The following is a 19,418-nucleotide window of genomic DNA, read 5'->3' as shown; positions in this document are numbered from 1 at the left end:
GGCTGTCTCAGCGCAGCTGCACGGCCGCCGCGGGGTCCGTCTCGGGCACGAAGTCATCCACCACTGCGGAAACTTTCAGCTCCTTCAGGGATAGGCTGCCGCCCACGGTGGACAGGAAGGCCGTGTCCGAGGCATCCCGTCCGGTGGCGATGCGCAGCAGGGTCTGCCGCGGGGCCATGCCGGTGGCGTCCACCACGTGCCAGGCGCCGTCGATATAGGCTTCGGCAACTGCGTGGAAGTCCATCGGGTCCAGTCCCGGGGCGTATACCGCGGCGAGCCGGGCCGGCACGTCCTTGGCGCGCAACAGCGACACCACCAGGTGGGCGAAGTCGCGGCAGACACCGCGGCGTTCCAGCAGGGTTTCCACTGCGCCGTCCGTGGGCCGGGAGGATCCGCTGACGTAGCGCAGCTCCCGCCCCACCCAGGCACGCACGGCGTTGAGCAGTTCCATCCCGTGCAGCGACCCGAATTCGGCGTACGACGTCGGCAGCAGCTTGTCGGACTCGCAGTACCGGCTGGGGCGAACGTACCGGATCAGTTCGGTCCGGTCGATCCGTTCCGGCCCCGCCATGCCTTCCACCGTGACCGCGTAGTCCACTTCAACCGTGGACGGTTCATCCACATGCAGGGTGTGCAGCCGGCCGGAATGGTTGTCTGCCAGCTCCTCCAGCTGCACCGGATCGCCGTCCACGGTCACGGCAAGGGTCTCGTCGAAGGCGGTGTAGCCGGAGTTCCGGGCGGCGGCAATGGCAAACACCATGGACGTATTGGCGGTGGTCCTGGCGACGAGACGGGCCGAGGCGGCTCGTTTCATGAACGCTCCCTTTGGCTGGATGCAGCGGCGGCCTGTTCGGCGATCCGCAGGGAGGTGATCATCTCCCGCAGCTTCGCAAAGCGGTCCGTCTCCAGATACTCCAGTGCTTCCTGCACGCTGTCGTAGCTCTTCAGCTCGCCGGCCGGCTCGTCCGCCGACGGCACACCGTGCACCGGGGTATCCGAAAACGAGTAAAGGCCCACACTTTCCGGTCCCGCGACCGCGTTTTGAATGGCGCAGGCCTTGTTGTCCACACCGCCAACCTTATTCGTGATGCCCATCGAGGCAAAGAACTTATAGCCGCGCAGCATGCGGAACACGAACCGCGGTTCAATGTTGCCGGTTCCGTCCACCGCGGCCACATCGAGGGGTTCACTGGCCAGCACCACATAGTCGGTCACGTTACCGGGGGTGCACTGGATTTCCTCCAGGATCAACCGGGTGTGCAGCTGGGCCACTACCCTGCCCCCGCCGTCGCTGATGTCCAGATGGACGCCGCCGTTTGCTGGCTGCGTCGGCTCGGGCTGCTGCTGCACTGTCCAGTCTTCAGGCAGGTCGAAGCTGAGGGTGCCGGCCGGGTCCGTGTAGGTTTTCCAGCCTTCCTTGGCTGTCCAGGAAGGTTCGGCCGAAGGACGCGGCATGGTCATTGACGACGGCGGCGCGGCCTGCGCCGGCGGAGCTGCGGCTCCACCGGCGGCTCCTGCTTCCGGGGCAAGATCCAGCAGGCCGCAGCCAGAGAGCGTTATGCCGGCGACGGCCAGGGCGGCAACTGACCGCAGGCGCCGGTTGGGTCGCGCTGCAGGCAAGGGATCACGTTCCTTCGGTCGCGGCAAGGGGTTTCCTTCCACGGTACCGATCCCCCGCCGCCAAACTGCCGTACCGCGGGGCGTGTCTGCGAAGTCCGGCAGGACAGCTAGGGTGCCAGCTTCCGGACGTCTTTCACCGCGCCGACCACCGCCCGGGCGGCGAGGGCAATCTCGGCCTCCTTGACGGATGCGGTGAAGGTCAGCCGCACAGCCGTCTGGGCCACCGCCGGATCAATTCCCATGGCCAGCAGCACCGCGGAAGGTTCATCCGAACCGGCTGCGCAGGCCGAGCCGCTGGAACACACCACGCCCCGCCGCTCGAGTTCGAGGAGGACGGCTTCTCCCGAGGTGCCCGGAAAACAAAAGGAGGCACTGGCCGGCAGCCGCCCCGTCCGGTGCCCGGTCAGCTGGGCCTCCGGCAGTGCCTTCAGCACCTGCTCGATCAGGTAGTCTCGGTACCCGGTAATCCGCGGCACCGTCTCGGCCCGCTCCTTCTCCGCCAAGGACAAGGCAGTCGCGACGGCGACAGCACCGGCCACGTTTTCCGTGCCGGACCGCCGTCCGTTTTCCTGGCCGCCGCCATGGACCAGCGGCTCCAGCGGACGTCGACTCGAGACGTACAGCAGCCCGCAGCCCTTGGGCGCACCGAGTTTGTGCCCCGAAATACTCAGCGCGTCGACACCAAGACGGCCAACGTCCAGGTCCAGCCAGCCGGCGGCCTGCACCGCATCCGTATGGAAGGGGACCTTCGCCTCCCGGCACAGTCCGGCAATCTCGTCGACCGGCTGAATGGTGCCCACCTCATTATTGGCGTACATCACCGTGCACAACGTCGTCTCCGGCGTGAGTTCGGCAGCCAGGACTTCAAGATCGACGACGCCGTCTTGGCCTACGGGTACGCGGACGAGCGTAAAGCCGTGCAGCCGTTCCAGATACTCCACGGCCTCGAGCACAGAGGGATGCTCCACGGCACTGGCCACAATCCGCTTGCCGCGGGGCGAGGCCAGCGCCAGCCCCTTGATGGCCAGGTTGTTGGCTTCGGTGCCCCCGGAAGTGAAGATGATCTCCCCGGGCCGGCAGCCGAGGATCTGCGCCGCCGTCCTGCGGGCATAATCCAGAGCCCGCCCGGCTGCTTCGCCGACCGTGTGGTGGCTGGAGGGATTGCCGAAGTCCTGCGTCAAGGCCGGCCACATCGCTTCCAGCACCTCCTGGCGTACGGGAGCAGTGGCGGCGGCATCCAGGTAAATCATGGGATCAGGTGCTGCTTTCGTCAGTGGGAAATGTCAGTGGAGATGTGGATGTCCAGCCCCAGGTCCAGGGACCTGACGCTGTGGGTGAGCGCACCGGAAGAGATTACGTCCACTCCGGTGCGGGCGATCTCCCCCACGGTTTCCAGCCGGACGTTGCCGCTGGCTTCCACCAGGGCGCGGCCCGCCACCTGTGCCACGCCGGCGCGGAGCCCCTCAAGCGAGAAGTTATCCAGCATGATCGTATCCACCCCGGCCGCCAGCACGGGTTCGATCTGCTCAGCCCGGTCCACTTCGACTTCAAAATGGACCGTGTGCGGCAGCCGCGACTTCGCCGCCCGCAGGGCCTCGGTCAGATCCTTGCGGCCGCCGTCGGTAATCACGGCGAGGTGATTGTCTTTGGCCATCACGGCATCGGAGAGCGAATAGCGGTGGTTGTGCCCGCCGCCGCACCTCACGGCGTAGCGCTCCAGCGCGCGCAGCCCGGGAGTCGTCTTGCGGGTATCGACCACCCGGGCCGCTGTTCCGGCCACCGCCGCGACGAAGGCAGCCGTCTGGGTGGCAATGCCGCTCAGGCGCTGCAGCAGGTTCAGTCCCACGCGTTCGGCCAGCAGGATGGAGCGGGCGTTGCCGCTGATCACCGCCAGCACCTGGCCGGCGTCGAACGTGTCCCCGTCCTGGACCTTGAACTGTACGGAGATGGACGCGTCGGCCTGGCGCAAGACGGTTTCCAGTACGGGGATGCCGGCGAACACGCCTGGTTCGCGCGCCGCCAGTTCCGCCGTCGCCGTGGCGTCTACCGGGATGAGTGCGTTCGAGGTGATGTCGCCCCACGGCGCGTCTTCGGCGAGCGCGGCGGCGACAATGCGCTCAAGCGTCGGCTGGTCGGGCGGAAGGATGTGGTTCATGGCTGCTCCTGGCTGGCACTGTTGCCGGGACCACCGGCACGGGAATTGACAAAACTGAGGCGGCCGCTGCCCGCCGGACGGGCTTCGAAATCGGTGCGGTAATGGGCTCCGACGGAGTTCTCGCGTGCGCGGGCCGCGGCAACAACAAGACGGGCGGTGGCGAGCAGGTTCGCGTCTTCGGCCCCCGCTTGGTCCGCCGGCTCCACGGTCCATTCCCCGAGTTGCTTGGCGGCGAGCTCCAACGTGGCCCCGTCCCGTGCCACGCCCGCCGCCGAAGACACCAGCTGCTGCAGGTCGGCACGGGTGCAGTGCGTTGTGCCCTCCGAAAGCTCCAGCGGGAGCGCCTCGAAGACCGGAGTCTTCCCTGCGGCGAGCGCCCGGACAGCCCGGCGGGCGAAGACCAGCCCTTCCAGCAGCGAGTTCGATGCCAGCCGGTTGGCTCCGTGCACTCCGGCGCAGGCGGCCTCCCCCACGGCAAACAGGCCCGGCACCGAGGTCCGCCCGTCGAGGTCCGTACGGATCCCGCCCATCCAGTAATGCGAGGCAGGCACTACCGGGAGCGGCTGGGTGTTCCAGTCCAGGCCTAGCGCTGTCACCGTGTGGTGGATGGTGGGGAAACGCCGTGCCAGAAAGTCGGGCCCCTTGACCCGGCTGATGCCGGTGGCATCCAGGTAGACGTCAGGCGCTTCGCCGCGGGAGCCCAGCAGCAGCCGTTGCCGGCAGATCGCGCGCGAGACAACGTCCCGGGGCGCGAGCTCGGCATCCGGGTGGTAATCCGGCATAAAGCGGTGCCCGGTGGAATCCACCAGCAGGGCTCCCTCCCCGCGGACCGCCTCCGAAATCATGAAGGCCGTTCCGTTCGCGGCGGCCGGATCCAGCAACGTGGGATGGAACTGGATAAATTCCAGGTCCGTCAGAACCGCCCCGGCCGCCCAGGCGAGCGCCACACCGTCACCGGTGGCGGTGTCCGGATTGGTGGTTGCTTCGTACAGCTGGCCGGCACCGCCCGTAGCGAGAACAACGACGTCGGCCGGCAGCTGCGTGCGCACGTCGCCGTCGGGTGCGCCGAAGAGTTCGACGCCGGTGATCCGGCCGCCGGATTCCAGCAGGCGGGTCACGAAACTGTGCTCGCGGAGCTCCATGCGTCCGGCGCCGGCCAGGGACATAACCCGGTTGATCAGCACCTCGGCAATGGCGGCACCGGTGCGGTCGCCGCCGGCATGCAGGATCCGCGCCGCCGAATGGGCGCCCTCGAGTCCCAGCGCCAGCAGTGTCCCCTTCCGGTCGAAGGGGACTCCCCACCGGAGCAAGGTGTCGATCTCGGCGCCGGCGGCTGCGCACAGAAGCCGCACCGCGTCGTCGTCGTTCATTTCCGCACCCGCGCGGAGCGTATCCGCCACGTGCGCACCGACGGAATCGCCCGCGGCCTCGCCCTGCCCGGTCACGGCGGTGATCCCGCCCTGCGCGAACCACGTGTTGCTCTGCGCGAGGGCACCCTTGGTCACCAGCGTCACCTGGTGCCCGTCAGGGTCCTCTGCGGCGAGCGCCGCCGCATACAGTCCGGCTATGCCGGAGCCGACGACGACGATCCGCCGGCTCCCGGTCCGACGCCGCGTGTTCACGGCTTTGCTGCCAGCATCCGCTCGAGGGCCACGCGCGCCGGGACCGCCACGCTGTCCTCTACGGTGATCTGGTTCAGGACTTCGCCGCGCTCGGCGTAGGCTTCCAGGACCCAGGCCAGGTAGCCGGGGTGGATCCGGTACATGGTGGAGCACGGGCAGACCACCGGATCGAGGCAGAAAATGGTGTGCTGCGGATACTCCGCGGCCAGCCGGTTCACCATGTTGATCTCGGTGCCGACGGCGAAGACGGTGGGCTCGGTAGCGGCGGCGATGGCCTTGCGGATGTAGTCGGTCGATCCGGCCTCGTCCGCTGCATCGACCACTGGCATCGGGCACTCGGGGTGCACAATCACCCGCACGCCGGGGTAGTCCGAGCGTGCCTTCTCGATCTGGTCAACGGTGAAGCGCTTGTGCACGGAGCAGAAGCCGTGCCAGAGGATGACGCGGGAATCCTGCAGGCTCTGCTCGTCGTTGCCGCCCAGCGGTTTGCGCGGGTTCCACATGGGCATCTGCTCCAGCGGCACGCCCATGGCCTTGGCGGTGTTGCGGCCCAGGTGCTGGTCCGGGAAGAACAGCACCCGCTGGCCCCGTTCAAACGCCCACTCGAGTACGGTGGCCGCGTTCGACGACGTGCAGACAATGCCGCCGTTCTCGCCGCAGAAGCCCTTCAGCGCGGCGGAGGAGTTCATGTAGGTCACCGGGATGACAGGCAGCCTGCCGTCCGCATCCGGCTCCGAGCCGAGCACGTCCGTGAGCTGGTCCCAGCAGGCCTGCACGGAGTCGATGTCAGCCATGTCCGCCATGGAGCAGCCGGCGGCCAGGTTCGGCAGGATGACGGACTGGTCCGCGCCCGAGAGCAGGTCCGCGGTTTCGGCCATGAAGTGCACGCCGCAGAAGACGATGATTTCCGCTTTCGGCTTTTCCTTGGCGGCCCGGGCCAGCTGGAACGAATCGCCCACGAAATCCGCATACCTGACGACTTCGTCCCGCTGGTAGAAGTGGCCCAGCACCACCAGCTTCTCGCCCAGCTTTTCCTTGGCCGCCATGATCCTGGCGTGCAGCTCATCATCGCTGGCCAGCTGGTATTCCTCGGGGATCTGGCCCTGCCGCGGGGTTGTGGCGGGGGCGATGTCAGCCATGGAAGCACCGGGGCCGTAGGCAGGCGTTGCGCCGCCGTCGAAATTCCACGGCGCCTTGACCAGGTCCGGGCTGCAGCTGCCGACGGCCGCCGGGCGCGCCTCGGCTTCCTCGCGGGTGATGAGCTCGATGGTGCTGTTGATTGATGCCATGGTCTTCTCCGATTTCTGGCGGTTGGCAAAAGTTCCGGCTGCTTAGCCGAGGGGTCCGTTCCCGGGGCTGGTGCTCCCGGTATAGCGGTAGAGCCGGGGCGGCCGGTGCCGGCCGCCCTGCAGGTATTCGTCGGTGGCCTCGATGTCCGTGGCGGCGCGCAGCTGGCGGCGGAAGTTGGCCGGGTCCAGTTCCTTGCCCAGGACGGCCTCGTAAACCTCGCGGACCTGGGCAAGCGTGAACTTTTCGCCCAGGAAGGCGTAGGCGATGGAGCTGTACTCCACCTTGTTCCGCAGCCGCCACAGGGCATAATCGACAATCTGGTTGTGGTCGAAGGCGAGCTGGCCAAGGTGATCGGCACGGAACCACCTCACGTTTTCCGTTTCCTGGGCCAGGGCCGCGACGTCGGGCTTCACCAACGCCCAATAGACAATGGAGACCACGCGCTGGACCGGTGACCTGTCCAGGCCGCCGAAGGCGTACAGCTGTTCCAGGTAGCTCGGCTGCAGCGACGTGGTGTCCTGCAGATTCCTCCGGGCAGCGTCCGGCAACGACTCCTCCGGACTGAGTGGTCCGCCAGGCAGAGCCCAGAGATCGCGGTAAGGCTGCCGCGTTCGCCGGACCAACGGGAGCCAGAGCGTGGGGCGCGCCGAATCCGCATCCGGACGCAGCGCGAAGATGACGGTGGAAATGGCAAGCTCGGGTGACTGCTGCCTGCGCTCCGAAACGTTCGCCGAGTAGACCACTTCCGCACCTCCTTCCTCTCATCAGTAAAAGTCATCATGACCAGAACATATTCTAGCCTGTTAAAGTCGAAGTGACACAATCACTTTTGGTGGTCCGGGGTTTTATGAAGTTGGCCCGCCACCCCGGCCGGCAGTTGCGGACTACTCGGAAGCAGGCGGCTCCACGGCAGCGCCTGCCGCCTGTACCAGCGGCAAAGTGCGGCCTTCGAAATGGCTGTTCAGGACAATGACCGACGACGACCGCAGCACGGTATTGGTGGCCGTCATTTCATCAAGCACGCGTTGCAGGTCGGCATTGGACCTCGCCACTACGCAGGCGAGCAGGTCGCTCTCTCCCGAGACGGTGTGCAGTTCCAGCACTTCGGGAATCCTGGACAAGGCTTCGGCCACCGCATCGTGCCCGGATTCCTGCCGGATGACCAGCGAACAATATGCCTTGACCACGTAGCCCAGCTCGGCCGGTGAAAGTCGCGGGCCCCAGCCGGCGATGACCCCGTGGCGTTGCATTTTATCCAGCCGCGCCTGTATTGTGGCACGGGCCACTTTTAGCACCCGCGATGCTTCCAATACCGACATCCGGGGGTCCTCCGTGAAGAGCGTGACGATCCGGGAATCCAGTGAGTCAATATTCACGGTGCTGCTTACCCCTTCCAATCTGAGGCCCCCACGGCTGCAGGAGTATACAAATTGTCAGCCGGGGCAGCGCATTCACCAAATGCTTCCGCCGCTGGCCCTCAGATCTACAGTTATAAGGCCACAGCCGATGACAGGAATCCGCATGAGTCGCACGAGCCCCCACCCCTCCACCTCTGATGGCGGACAGGTGCAGTCCAGCACCGATGAAGCCGGCACACCCCAGCCGGGTCTTGGCCAGTCCATGACATCGCGCCAGCTCACCATGATGGGGCTGGGCAGCGCCATCGGTGCCGGACTCTTCCTCGGCTCCGGCGCAGGCATCCAGGCGGCGGGACCGGCAGTGCTGATCTCCTACCTGCTCGCCGGAACGCTGGTCATCATCGTGATGTGGGCGCTGGGCGAAATGGCCGCCGCACATCCCAGCAGCGGCGCATTCTCCACCTACGCCGAAAAAGCCATGGGCCGCACGGCCGGGGCAACGATCGGCTGGCTGTGGTGGCTCCAATTGGTGACCGTCATTGCGGCCGAGGCGGTCGGCGCCGCGGCCCTGCTCGCTTCGGTCTGGCCCGTGCTGCCGTCATGGCTGCTGGCCCTGGTTTTCATGGTCGTTTTCACCGCCATCAACCTGATGGGCGTCAAGAACTACGGTGAGTTCGAGTTCTGGTTTGCCATCATCAAGGTCGCCGCCATCGTGGCGTTCCTGGCCCTCGGCGCGGCCCTGATCTTCGGCTGGCTCCCCCATGCCCCCTCGCCCGGACTGTCCAACCTGTTTGGCGGCGACGGTTTCGCTCCCGCCGGTCTGGCCGGCATTGCCGCAGGCCTGCTGGTAGTGATTTTTGCCTTTGGCGGCACCGAAATCGTCGCCGTCGCCGCGGCGGAAACAAAGGATCCGCAGCACAGTGTTTCCCGGGCCATCAAGACTGTGGTGTGGCGGATTCTGGTCTTCTACTTCGGCTCGGTACTGGTCATCGCCACCGTGGTCCCGTGGGATTCGGAAGCCCTCGCCTCCCCCTTCGCCGCGGTGCTGTCTGTAGCAGCCATTCCGGGCGCGGACGTGGCCATCACGATCATCGCCGCCTTTGCCCTGCTCTCGGCCCTGAATGCCAACCTGTACGGCGCTTCCCGGATGATCTTCTCGCTTTCCCAGCGCGGCGAGGCGTCGGCCCTGCTCCAGCGGATAGGCCTGCACCGCGTCCCCATCGCGGCGGTCCTGTCCTCGGTGGCCTTCGGCTTCGTGGCCACGGTCATGGAACTCCTGTTCCCGGAAAAGGTCCTGCCCGTGCTGCTGAGCTTTGTCGGATCGACCTGCCTGGTTGTCTGGGGCATGGTCCTGACATCGCAGCTGATCCTCCGCCGCCGTGCGGACCGCGAGGGCCAGCACCTGCCGATGAGAATGCGGGGCTTTCCGGCCATCACCTACCTGGGTCTGGGCCTGCTGGCTGCGATCCTGGCCGTCGGGTTCTTTTCGCCCGGCACCAGCGCGCAACTGGTTTCAACGGCAGTGCTCATCGCTTGCATCGCCGTCCTAAACAAGCTCTTTGCCCGCCGGCGGTCGGCAGTCCGCTAACCAACATCCGGCTACGGCCTAGCAAATTGCTAGGCTCTAGCTACGCGTAGCCCCCTTGAGTGTGCACACTGCACGGTGCTTTTCCTCCATATTGCACACCCCCCTGCCCGTGACTATGGTCACTTACAGGACGGCCGCCGGGCCGCCTGCGGTTCTCGGCCGCAGGCATGGCACCGCGGCCACGCAGACGATATGGAGGAAACAGCATGGCTGATGTTCTTGCTCTGGATGACACAGGCCCGGCCGAGCTGGCCGGCGAGGAGCTCAGGGAGCTCTACCGGCTGATGGTGGCGGTCCGTTACCTGGACGAATCGGCGATCCGCTGGCAGCGCCAGGGTCTGATCCCCGGGTACGCTCCGCAGCTTGGCCAGGAAGCGGCGCAGGTCGGCAGCGGCTACGCACTGGACATGAGCCGCGACTTTGTCTTTCCCACCTACCGTGAAATGGGTGTTGCCCGCACCGTCGGCGTGGACATGGTGGAATACATGTCCACCCACAAGGCCACCTGGCACGGCGGTCTCTACGACCCCAAGGCTTCGCGTTTTGCCCCGATCCAGGCCGTTGTGGGCGGCTCCGTGCTGCACGCTGTCGGCTGGGCGCACGGCCAGACCCTTGACGGGGCGCCGGCAGGAGAACTGGGCGTGGCAATCACCTACTTCGGCGACGGCGCCAGTTCGCAGGGCGACGTCCATGAGGCCATGAACTTCGCCGCCGTCATGAAGGCCCCGGTCGTCTTCTTCATCCAGAACAACGGCTGGGCCATCTCGGTCCCGACCGAGCGCCAGGTAGCCGGCGGCTCGGTGGCCGCGCGGGCCGCGGGATACGGCATGCCCTCCATCCAGGTGGACGGGAACGACGTCGTTGCCGTCACCCAGGCGACTGCAGCCGCCTTGGCCCACGCCCGTGCAGGCAAGGGGCCGACGGTGGTCGAGGCCATGACCTACCGGCGCGGACCGCACTCCACCAGCGACGATCCGGGCCGCTACCGCACCCTCGAAGAAGAACGTACCGACGGCGGCGAGGACCCCTTGGCGCGGATGCGCGCCCGGCTGCTGGCCGACGGGATCGCCGATGAAGCCTTCTTCGAAGAAGCCCTGGCGGCGGCAAAGGCCGAGGAAGAACAGATCCGCGAAGGCATCAACGCGCTGGGCCCGCGGCCCGGCACGGAAATGTTCGACTTTGTCTACCAGGAACCCACACAAGCACTGAAGGCACAGGCCAGCGCCTGGCGGGAGGAATCGGAACATGTCTGAGCACACAACCCTGAGCGACCTCGAAGCCGCCCAGGACAACACAACTGCCGCCGACGTGCAGCAGGAATCCGTGCAGAACTTCCCGGAGCCTGCAGACGCCGGAGCCACCGAAACCATGTCCATGCAGCAGGCACTGAACCGCGCCCTGGCTGAAGTCATGACGGAGAATCCGCGCGCGCTCATCCTGGGCGAGGACGTCGGCCAGTTGGGCGGCGTCTTCCGCATCACCGACGGCCTGCAGAAGAAGTTCGGCGAGGCACGGGTTTTCGATACCCCGTTGGCCGAATCCGGCATCCTGGGCATGTCCGTGGGGCTGGCCATGGCCGGCTACCACCCCATCCCGGAAGTGCAGTTCGACGGTTTCGCCTACCCTGCGGTCAACCAGATCATCTGCCAGGTTGGCCGGATGAACTACCGCAGCCGCGGGACGCTGCCGATGCCGATCACCCTGCGCGTGCCCAGCTTCGGCGGCATCCGGGCGCCGGAGCACCACGGCGAATCTCTGGAAGCAATGTTCGCCCACGTGCCCGGCCTCAAGGTCGTTTCCCCGTCGGGGCCGAACGAGGCATACCACCTGCTCAAGTACGCGGCTGCGCGCCAGGACCCGGTCATCTTCATGGAGCCGAAGTCCCGGTACTGGCAGAAGGGCCCGGTCAACGCCGGCGCCGACGCAGCCGGCTACAGCCCAAACGGTTCCCGGGTGGTCCGCGAGGGCAAGCACCTGACCCTGGTGGCCTGGGGTGCCATGGTGGCCCGCTGTCTGCAGGTTGCCGAGCTGGCTGCCGAGGACGGCATCGAGATCGAGGTCCTGGACCTGCGGTGGCTCAAGCCCATCGACGCCGAAGGCCTGGCGGCTTCCGTGGCCAAGACGCGCCGCGCCGTCGTCGTTCATGAAGCGCCCCGGACCTCCGGGCTGGGCGCCGAAGTCGCCTCGACCATCACCGAGCGATGCTTCGGCACCCTGAAGGCACCCGTTGAGCGGGTGACCGGTTTCGACGTACCGTATCCCTCAGGAGACCTCGAGGACGAGTACATCCCCAACATTGACCGCATCCTGTACGGGATCCAGCGAGTATTGGAGTATCGCCGTGGCTGAAATTTCCTTCCCCCTCCCGGATCTGGGCGAGGGCCTGATCGAGGCCACCGTGCTTGAATGGCTGGTGACCGAGGGCGAGATGGTCGAACGCAACCACCCGCTGGTGGAAGTGGAGACGACCAAGTCGGCGGTGGAGCTGCCGTCGCCGCAGGCCGGCAAAGTGGTCCGGACCTACGGTGAACCCGGCGAGACCATCAAGGTGGGCGACCCGCTGATCGTCTTCGAAGTTCCGGACGACACGGCCGGCATCGTCGGCACGGTGCCGAAGGAGGAGGCGCCCAAGCGACGCGTCCGCCTCAGCGCCAATCTGGACGAGGACTAGTCCGGTGGGCAGGCACCGGGAACAGACCGTCGAGGGCGTGGATCCGCACCTGAACGTGCGGATCCACGAGGCCGCCGAGGGAACCACCGGTCCGCGCCGGCCGGTCATCCTGCTGCATGGTTTCGCGTCCTCCGCCAAGCTCAACTGGGAGGACGCCGGCTGGATTACGGCTTTGACGCAGGCCGGACGGCGGGTGGTCACGGTGGACCTCCCGGGCCATGGCGGCAGCCCTTCCCCGGAGGAAATGGATGCCTACTCCCCCAGCCGGATCCGCGCGGATCTGCTGCAGTTGATCTACAACGCCCACGTCCGGCCGCTGAAGGACGACGACGATTCCACCGGAGTGGATCTGGTTGGCTACTCACTGGGCTCACGTCTGGCTTGGGAGTTCGGCGCCACGCAGCCGGAAATGGTGCGCCGGATGGTCCTGGGCGGACCCGGGGTCGGGGATCCGCTGGCGGACTTCGACCTGCGCGCGGCCCAGCAGTATCTGGCCGACGGGACGGAGATCGCAGACCCGACGACGGCCGAACTGCTCCGGATGGCCACATTGGTGCCAAGCAATGACGTCTTCGCGCTGCTGACCATGATCGAGGCCATCAAGACGGAGCCCTTTGTCCCGGCCGAGGCGGTGCCGCGGATGCCGGTGCTGCTGGTGGCGGGCGAGAAGGACGAGCTGGCCGCCACGGCGCCGGAGCTGGCCAAGCTCAGCGCCAACGCGGAACTGCTGTGGCTGCCTGCCCGGACCCATGCCAACGCGGTCACCAGCCGCGCGTTCAAGAATGCCGCCATCGAATTCCTCGCCGGCTGAACCGGCCCGCCGCGGACGGCGAAAACGGAAGGCACGCCCGATATGGCGTGCCTTCCGTTTTCGCTTTGAGGTGCCTACTGCTCCTCCCGGGAAGGTAGACTACTTACTAGATAAAAACCTTTCATACCCGGCCCTGGAGGCTTAGTGGACTTATTCCTCGGGGGACGCTATAGGACCGGTGACCTTATCGGTACCGGTGGTGCGGCCTCGGTATACCGTGCGACGGATGAATCACTCGGACGTGAAGTTGCCGTCAAGTTGTTCAATCCCACTACCCCGGACGACGACGAATACCGGCGCCAGCACACTGAGACGCTGCTGCTGGCTACGCTGAGCCATCCTGTGCTGGTCACGCTTTTCGACGCCGGCCTTTACCAGGCGGAGGACGGGGCCACCACGAGCTACCTGGTGATGGAGCTGATCGACGGCCGGGATCTGCGCAAAACGCTGGCAGCAGTCGGATGGCTGGATCCAACGGCGACGGCGAACATCGGCGCAGAGCTGGCGGATGCGCTCAACTACATCCACGAGAACGGCGTAGTCCACCGGGACGTCAAGCCGGCCAACATCCTGATCGCCGATACGGGCAGCCAGGATACGCGTCTGCATCCCAAACTCTCCGATTTCGGCATCGCACGCGTGGTGGACGCTTCCGTCTCTACCGTGCATGGCGCCACCATCGGAACGGCAAATTATCTGAGCCCGGAACAGGCGCTGAGCCATCCGGTGACGCCCGCTTCCGACATCTATTCGCTCGGCCTGGTCTTGCTGGAATGCCTTACCGGCGAGAAAGCCTTTCCCGGGCCGATCGTCGAAGCCGCGGTTGCCCGGCTGCTGCGCGATCCCGAAATTCCGGAGGATCTCGGAGCGGCATGGGGCCACTTGCTGCGTGACATGACCGCCAGGGAACCGCAGGACCGCCCCACCGCGCACGATGTCGCCTTGACCTTGCGGTCCTGGACGGAAACATCCATGCCGCCCCACCCGGCTCCTGTGCTTGCCCCGGAACCAGCCGCCCACAACGGGGTCGACACAGGCAATGTCACCACGGGCAACGTCATCATTCCGGCTCCCCCGAACCGGGCACCCAGCGTCGGTTAGCTTCGGCTGGCTTCGGCGCTGCAGTTGGCTTCGGCAGCGGCGGCAGCAGGTCCGCCCGACCGTGGGGCTACGACCGCCGGACCATTCGGCGTAGAATCCCGTTACAACCCCTGACGGGCAATAGTTGGGCACGGCAATGAGTCGAGCTTTAGAGCAATGCACGATGTTGGTGGCAGTCATTTCCCTTGCGCTCTGCGCGAGCGGGGCTGTCGGCGTCGCCGAAGTACTCCCGGCCGCCCCGGCAGCATTCCACGTCAGCGAGGCCCCGCCCGACGGCTACCCTCCCCGCGGGATCACCACCGGCCGCGCCCTGCTCAACACCTTGGACAAGCGGGCACCTGCGGGTCCGGAATTCCGGGAAGCCGCCTTCGACTACCCGGTGGTCGGGCCGGACGGCTGCACCACTGAGGAACACGTCCTGATCGCCAACGCCAGTGACCCGACGATGTCTTCCCCCTGCACAGTCATCAAAGCGCAATGGCCCGCGGTCTGGGACATGCTTGTCTTAGAGGATCCGGCTCAGGTAAACGTGGTGCACCTTGTTCCGCTGGAAGAGGCCTGGCACTCCGGGGCCTGGGCGTGGACGCCCGAGCAACGCCGGGACTTCGCCAACGATTTGACCAACAGCCTGACCCTGACCATCCTGTCGACGGGCAGCAACGAGGACCGCGGCTCGTCGGATCCTGTGGACTGGTGGCCGCCCTACTTCGGCGTGCACTGTAAATACGCCCAGGAGTGGGTGTGGATCAAGGCACGCTGGAATCTGACTGTCGATCCCGCTGAATACGACGCGCTTATGATCCAACTGGACGAGGCGGAGACGAACATGTGCCGGAACATCCCCATCGGCGTCCCTCCGCTCGGCCTGGATCCGGGAGTCGGACCGGCTGCGATCGTTGGGGCCGTAGTCGCCGGGCCGCCCGGCGTGCCCTTCAAGGGCATGGCCGTGCACGCGTACGACGCGGACCAGTCGCTTGTACGGGAAACGCAGGTTCGGACGGAAGGCGACTTTGAGCTGACAGGCCTGCCGCCCGGCGACTACACGGTCAAGTTTCTCGGCGGCGCCACCGGCGCCTCTGATCAGTGGTACAGCGCCTCGGGCCCGGGTCATCCGGCTACGGTCATTACATTGGCAGCCGGAAGTATTGCCAGCGGAATCAAGGCGGGGATGACCGCCGTCGCATCTCCTTAGCGGCCGCCGCTTCCACGTTCAGTGAACGAGAGGTAGAAAATTCCAACAGGGGGCTTGACGTGCCGATCGGCACAGGCCATGATGAATCGTATACGATTTCATACATAAGCAGGAGGATGTCTTGTCTGAAGCACATGTCGCTCAGGAAACCGAAGCGGTCACGCTGCAGCCCGTCGATTCCGCCACGCTGAAAAACACCGGCAAGGTGCTGGCAGTGCACCTCTCTTACTCATCCCGGGCGGCCCAGCGCGGACGCGTTCCGGCCAACCCGTCTTACTTCATGAAGGCCTCGTCCTCGTTGAGCCTCAGCGGCGGCACGGTGGAACGCCCTGCCGGCACCGAGCTGCTCGCGTTCGAAGGCGAAGTTGCCCTGGTCATCGGCAAGCCTGCCCGCCGCGTCAGCGTCGAGGATGCCTGGAGCTACGTCGGTGCCGTCACCGCCAGCAATGACCTCGGCGTCTACGACATCAAGTATGCGGACAAGGGCTCCAACATCCGGTCCAAGTCCGGTGACGGCTTCACCCCGGTGGGCCCGGCCCTCATTCCGGCCGACAAGGTAGACCCGGCGGTTCTGCGCGTCCGCACCTGGGTCAACGGCGAACTGGTCCAGGATGACACCACCGAGGCACTGATTTTCCCCTTTGCCCAGATCGTCGCAGACCTGTCCCAGCTGATGACGCTGGAACCGGGCGACATGATTCTCACGGGCACCCCGGCCGGTTCCTCGGTCATCGTCCCGGGCGACGTCGTCGAGGTTGAGGTGGATTCCCCCTCCACGTCGCTGAGCAGCGGCCGTCTCGTAACCACGGTCACCCAGGGCGAGGTGCCGTTCGCAGAGTTCGGCAACACCCCCAAGGTCACCGACAAGGACCGCGAGGATGCTTTCGGTTCGGCCGAAGCCGCCGGACTGGCAGCCAACAAGCCGGTCTTGACCGAGGAGCTGAAGGCCAAGCTGGCTTCCGTCGCCACGGCCACCATCTCCGCCGCACTGCGCAAGCGCGGGCTGAACAATGTCAGCATCGATGGCCTGCAGCCCACCAAGGCAGACCGCAAGGTCATCGGTACCGCCCGCACACTGCGGTACGTGCCCAACCGCGAGGATCTGTTCAAGAGCCACGGCGGCGGCTTCAACGCCCAGAAGCGGATCATCGATGATCTGAACGAGGGCGATGTCCTAGTCATGGAGGCCCGCGGTGAAAAGGGCGCCGGCACGCTCGGCGACATCCTGGCCCTGCGCGCCCACAAGCGCGGCGCAGCCGGTGTCATTACCGACGGCGGCGTGCGCGATCTCACCGCCGTCGCCGGCCTGGATATTCCGGCCTTCTACGCCTCCGCGCATCCGGCCGTCCTTGGGCGCAAGCACGTTCCGTGGGACACCGACATCACCGTTGCCTGTGGCGGAACCACCGTGCAGCCGGGCGACATCATCGTGGCGGACGCCGACGGCATCCTGGTGCTGCCGCCGTCGCTCGCCGAGGAAGTAGCCGACGAGGCCGTCGAGCAGGAGCGTCGCGATGCCTTTGTCTTCCAGATGGTTCAGGAAGGACACAAGGTCGATGGACTGTTCCCGATGAACGAGGAATGGCAGGCCAAGTACCACGAATGGGTCGCCGCCGGCGGCGGACAGTAACTGCAAGACGATGTCCACCACAGCCACGCCCGCGCGTACCGAGGCCCGATCGAAGTCGGAACAGGCCTACGAGGTGCTCAAAGACCGGATCACCGGCGGCGACCTCGTGGCCGGCTACCGGCTGGTGCTGAGCAGCATCGCCGACGAACTCGGCTTCAGCGTGGTGCCGGTCCGGGAAGCCATTCGCCGGCTGGAGGCCGAGGGACTGGTCAAGTTCGAGCGGAATGTCGGGGCCACGGTCGCCGGCGTCGATGCCACGCTCTATCTGCACACCATGCAGACCCTGAGCGTGATCGAAGGAGCCGCGACCGCCTTGGCCGCCCCGCTGATCACCGCGGTGGACATCGACAACGCCCGCCGGCTCAATGCAGAACTGCGGCGGTGCCTGGAAGAATTTGAACCGCAACGCTTCACGCGGATCAACAACGAACTCCATGCCATCCTCTACGGCCATTGCCCCAACCCGCACATCCTGGACCTGGTCCACCGCGGCTGGAACCGGCTGAACGCCATGCGCGCCTCCAGCTTCGATCTGGTACCGGGACGGGCACGCAAGTCCGTTGAAGAACACGACCAGCTCATCGCCCTGATCGAATCGCGGGCCGACGTCCACGAGATCGAGATGGCCGCCCGGGCACACCGGACGGCCACGCTGAACGCCTACATGGCCCAGCACCAGCAGCCAGCGTCAGCCATCTAGCCACACAAGCGCAAGAACAACCTAGGAAAGAAAGGTGCATCGTGGCCGAACACTACGTTCCCGAGAACCTGCCCACCCACATCCAGCACTTCATCAACGGCAAGTTCGTCGACTCGGTCGGCGGCCAGACGTTCGACGTGCTGGACCCGGTGACCAATAAGACCTACGCCACCGCTGCAGCCGGCCAGAAGGAAGACATCAACGCCGCTGTCGCCGCCGCCCGCGAGGCCTTCGTCAATGGTCCCTGGCCGAAGATGAAGCCGCGCGAACGCGCCCGGGTCCTGAACAAGATCGCCGACGCCGTCGAGGCCCAGGAAGCACGTCTGGCCGAGATGGAGACCTTCGACACCGGCCTGCCGATCACCCAGGCCAAGGGCCAGGCGCTGCGTGCCGCGGAGAACTTCCGCTTCTTCGCAGACCTGATTGTCGCCCAGTTCGACGACGCCATGAAGGTCCCCGGCTCGCAGATCAACTATGTCAACCGCAAGCCGATCGGCGTTGCCGGCCTAATCACGCCATGGAACACCCCGTTCATGCTCGAGTCCTGGAAGCTTGCCCCGGCTCTGGCCACCGGCAACACCGTGGTGCTCAAGCCTGCCGAGTTCACTCCCCTGTCCGCTTCGCTCTGGGCCGACATCTTCACCGCGGCCGGCGTACCGGCCGGCGTCTTCAACCTGGTCAACGGCCTGGGCGAAGAAGCAGGCGACGCACTGGTCAAGCACCCGGAGGTCCCGCTGATCTCGTTCACCGGTGAGACCACCACAGGGCAGACCATCTTCCGCAACGCGGCCGAGAACCTCAAGGGCCTGTCCATGGAGCTCGGCGGCAAGAGCCCCTGCGTCGTCTTCGCAGACGCGGACATCGACGCCGCAATCGATTCGGCGCTGTTTGGCGTTTTCTCGCTCAACGGCGAGCGTTGCACCGCCGGCTCGCGCATCCTTGTGGAGCGCCCGGTCTACGACGAGTTCCTCGAGAAGTACTCCGCCCGGGCAAAGAATATTGTGGTCGGCGACCCGCATGACCCGAAGACCCAGGTGGGTGCCCTGGTCCACCCCGAGCACTACAACAAGGTCATGAGCTACGTGGAAATCGGCAAGTCCGAAGGCCGGCTCATTGCCGGCGGCGGCCGTCCCGAAGGCCTGGAGGAAGGTAACTACGTCTCCCCCACCGTCTTCGCCGACGTCAAGCCGGACGCCAGGATCTTCCAAGAAGAAATCTTCGGCCCGGTTGTCGCCATCACGCCCTTTGACAACGATGAGGAAGCCCTGGAACTGGCCAACGGCGTCAAGTACGGCTTGGCCGCCTACATCTGGACGCAGAACCTGACCCGTGCGCACAACTTCTCGCAGAACGTTGAAGCCGGCATGGTCTGGCTGAACAGCCACAACGTCCGCGACCTGCGCACCCCGTTCGGCGGGGTGAAGGCATCCGGCCTCGGCCACGAGGGCGGCTACCGCTCCATCGACTTCTACACGGACCAGCAGGCCGTGCACATCACGCTCGGCAGCGTCCACACCCCGAAGTTCGGCGCCCAGGCGACGTCCGAGATCGACTACTAAACCGCTTCAGCGACGAAGGAATGAAGATCATGAGCAACGAAATTCCCAAGCCCAGCGTCCCTGCTCCGGACATTGTCCGCTGCGCGTACATGGATCTGGTCGTCACGGACCTGGCCAAGTC

18 protein-coding genes are annotated in these 19,418 nt (G+C 66.0%); 10 read left to right on the top strand and 8 right to left on the bottom strand.

The window, feature by feature from the left end; genetic code table 11:
- Nucleotides 1-7 precede the first annotated feature (7 nt).
- The 8 genes from B0G38_RS21445 to B0G38_RS21410 form a co-directional block, all read right to left on the bottom strand.
- Complete coding sequence (locus B0G38_RS21445; protein ID WP_264671339.1) at nucleotides 8-814, bottom strand: transglutaminase-like domain-containing protein; 807 nt, start codon at nucleotides 812-814, stop codon at nucleotides 8-10.
- Nucleotides 811-1,620: a hypothetical protein gene (locus tag B0G38_RS21440; RefSeq protein ID WP_264671338.1), complete on the bottom strand. Its 810-nt coding sequence runs from the start codon at nucleotides 1,618-1,620 to the stop codon at nucleotides 811-813. The genes B0G38_RS21445 and B0G38_RS21440 overlap by 4 nt, the downstream gene beginning before the upstream one ends.
- Nucleotides 1,621-1,727: 107 nt before the next feature.
- Nucleotides 1,728-2,870: a cysteine desulfurase family protein gene (locus B0G38_RS21435; RefSeq protein ID WP_264671337.1), complete on the bottom strand. Its 1,143-nt coding sequence runs from the start codon at nucleotides 2,868-2,870 to the stop codon at nucleotides 1,728-1,730.
- A 20-nt stretch (nucleotides 2,871-2,890) separates the two neighbouring features.
- Nucleotides 2,891-3,775 carry a carboxylating nicotinate-nucleotide diphosphorylase gene (gene nadC, locus B0G38_RS21430; protein WP_264671336.1) on the bottom strand — a complete coding sequence of 295 codons (885 nt, stop codon included), beginning with the start codon at nucleotides 3,773-3,775 and terminating at the stop codon, nucleotides 2,891-2,893.
- A complete protein-coding gene (gene nadB, locus B0G38_RS21425; protein WP_264671335.1) occupies nucleotides 3,772-5,397 on the bottom strand; it encodes an L-aspartate oxidase in 1,626 nt (541 codons plus the stop codon). Before nadB ends, nadC begins: the two co-directional genes overlap by 4 nt.
- Complete coding sequence (gene nadA / locus B0G38_RS21420) at nucleotides 5,394-6,686, bottom strand: quinolinate synthase NadA (RefSeq protein ID WP_264671334.1); 1,293 nt, start codon at nucleotides 6,684-6,686, stop codon at nucleotides 5,394-5,396. Before nadA ends, nadB begins: the two co-directional genes overlap by 4 nt.
- A 42-nt stretch (nucleotides 6,687-6,728) precedes the next feature.
- Nucleotides 6,729-7,430 (bottom strand): NUDIX hydrolase, encoded by a 702-nt coding sequence (locus tag B0G38_RS21415; protein ID WP_264671333.1) that lies wholly within the window; start codon nucleotides 7,428-7,430, stop codon nucleotides 6,729-6,731.
- A gap of 141 nt (nucleotides 7,431-7,571) precedes the next feature.
- Entirely contained in the window at nucleotides 7,572-8,063 is a 492-nt protein-coding gene (locus B0G38_RS21410; RefSeq protein ID WP_264671332.1) for an Lrp/AsnC family transcriptional regulator, read from the bottom strand.
- 244 nt (nucleotides 8,064-8,307) lie between these two features.
- Between B0G38_RS21410 and B0G38_RS21405 the strand changes: the two genes are divergently transcribed.
- The 10 genes from B0G38_RS21405 (at nucleotide 8,308) to hpaE (ending at nucleotide 19,297) form a co-directional block, all read left to right on the top strand.
- On the top strand, nucleotides 8,308-9,633 hold the full coding sequence (locus B0G38_RS21405; protein ID WP_264671362.1) for an amino acid permease: 1,326 nt from the start codon (nucleotides 8,308-8,310) through the stop codon (nucleotides 9,631-9,633).
- Between the two features lie 206 nt (nucleotides 9,634-9,839).
- Entirely contained in the window at nucleotides 9,840-10,886 is a 1,047-nt protein-coding gene (locus B0G38_RS21400) for a thiamine pyrophosphate-dependent enzyme (protein WP_264671331.1), read from the top strand.
- 115 nt (nucleotides 10,887-11,001) lie between these two features.
- A complete protein-coding gene (locus tag B0G38_RS21395) occupies nucleotides 11,002-11,982 on the top strand; it encodes an alpha-ketoacid dehydrogenase subunit beta (protein WP_264671361.1) in 981 nt (326 codons plus the stop codon).
- Nucleotides 11,975-12,304 carry a biotin/lipoyl-containing protein gene (locus B0G38_RS21390; RefSeq protein ID WP_264671330.1) on the top strand — a complete coding sequence of 110 codons (330 nt, stop codon included), beginning with the start codon at nucleotides 11,975-11,977 and terminating at the stop codon, nucleotides 12,302-12,304. Before B0G38_RS21395 ends, B0G38_RS21390 begins: the two co-directional genes overlap by 8 nt.
- Nucleotides 12,305-12,308: 4 nt before the next feature.
- Entirely contained in the window at nucleotides 12,309-13,115 is an 807-nt protein-coding gene (locus B0G38_RS21385) for an alpha/beta fold hydrolase (protein ID WP_264671329.1), read from the top strand.
- A 144-nt stretch (nucleotides 13,116-13,259) separates the two neighbouring features.
- Nucleotides 13,260-14,216, top strand: coding sequence for a serine/threonine-protein kinase (locus tag B0G38_RS21380; RefSeq protein WP_264671328.1), 957 nt, complete (start codon nucleotides 13,260-13,262; stop codon nucleotides 14,214-14,216).
- A gap of 163 nt (nucleotides 14,217-14,379) precedes the next feature.
- On the top strand, nucleotides 14,380-15,408 hold the full coding sequence (locus tag B0G38_RS21375; RefSeq protein ID WP_264671327.1) for a carboxypeptidase regulatory-like domain-containing protein: 1,029 nt from the start codon (nucleotides 14,380-14,382) through the stop codon (nucleotides 15,406-15,408).
- 163 nt (nucleotides 15,409-15,571) lie between these two features.
- On the top strand, nucleotides 15,572-17,038 hold the full coding sequence (locus B0G38_RS21370; protein ID WP_264671360.1) for a fumarylacetoacetate hydrolase family protein: 1,467 nt from the start codon (nucleotides 15,572-15,574) through the stop codon (nucleotides 17,036-17,038).
- Between the two features lie 10 nt (nucleotides 17,039-17,048).
- The gene (locus B0G38_RS21365; protein ID WP_264671326.1) at nucleotides 17,049-17,738 is read left to right on the top strand and encodes a GntR family transcriptional regulator; all 690 of its coding nucleotides are present in this window, start codon (nucleotides 17,049-17,051) and stop codon (nucleotides 17,736-17,738) included.
- A 41-nt stretch (nucleotides 17,739-17,779) separates the two neighbouring features.
- Nucleotides 17,780-19,297, top strand: coding sequence for a 5-carboxymethyl-2-hydroxymuconate semialdehyde dehydrogenase (hpaE, locus tag B0G38_RS21360; protein WP_264671325.1), 1,518 nt, complete (start codon nucleotides 17,780-17,782; stop codon nucleotides 19,295-19,297).
- Nucleotides 19,298-19,418 lie beyond the last annotated feature (121 nt).

The sequence above is a fragment of the Crystallibacter permensis genome (assembly GCF_025960875.1).
GTDB classification, from domain to species: domain Bacteria; phylum Actinomycetota; class Actinomycetes; order Actinomycetales; family Micrococcaceae; genus Crystallibacter; species Crystallibacter permensis.
This window is presented reverse-complemented; position numbering and strand designations above follow the sequence as displayed.

What these genes read in the sequence shown, in the direction of transcription:
- B0G38_RS21445 (WP_264671339.1), bottom strand. Translation starts at nt 814, where the DNA reads ATGAAACGAGCCGCCTCGGCCCGTCTCGTCGCCAGGACCACCGCCAAT.
- B0G38_RS21435 (WP_264671337.1), bottom strand. Translation starts at nt 2,870, where the DNA reads ATGATTTACCTGGATGCCGCCGCCACTGCTCCCGTACGCCAGGAGGTG.
- nadC (WP_264671336.1), bottom strand. Translation starts at nt 3,775, where the DNA reads ATGAACCACATCCTTCCGCCCGACCAGCCGACGCTTGAGCGCATTGTC.
- nadA (WP_264671334.1), bottom strand. Translation starts at nt 6,686, where the DNA reads ATGGCATCAATCAACAGCACCATCGAGCTCATCACCCGCGAGGAAGCC.
- B0G38_RS21405 (WP_264671362.1), top strand. Translation starts at nt 8,308, where the DNA reads ATGACATCGCGCCAGCTCACCATGATGGGGCTGGGCAGCGCCATCGGT.
- B0G38_RS21400 (WP_264671331.1), top strand. Translation starts at nt 9,840, where the DNA reads ATGGCTGATGTTCTTGCTCTGGATGACACAGGCCCGGCCGAGCTGGCC.
- B0G38_RS21395 (WP_264671361.1), top strand. Translation starts at nt 11,002, where the DNA reads ATGTCCATGCAGCAGGCACTGAACCGCGCCCTGGCTGAAGTCATGACG.
- B0G38_RS21375 (WP_264671327.1), top strand. Translation starts at nt 14,380, where the DNA reads ATGTTGGTGGCAGTCATTTCCCTTGCGCTCTGCGCGAGCGGGGCTGTC.
- B0G38_RS21365 (WP_264671326.1), top strand. Translation starts at nt 17,049, where the DNA reads ATGTCCACCACAGCCACGCCCGCGCGTACCGAGGCCCGATCGAAGTCG.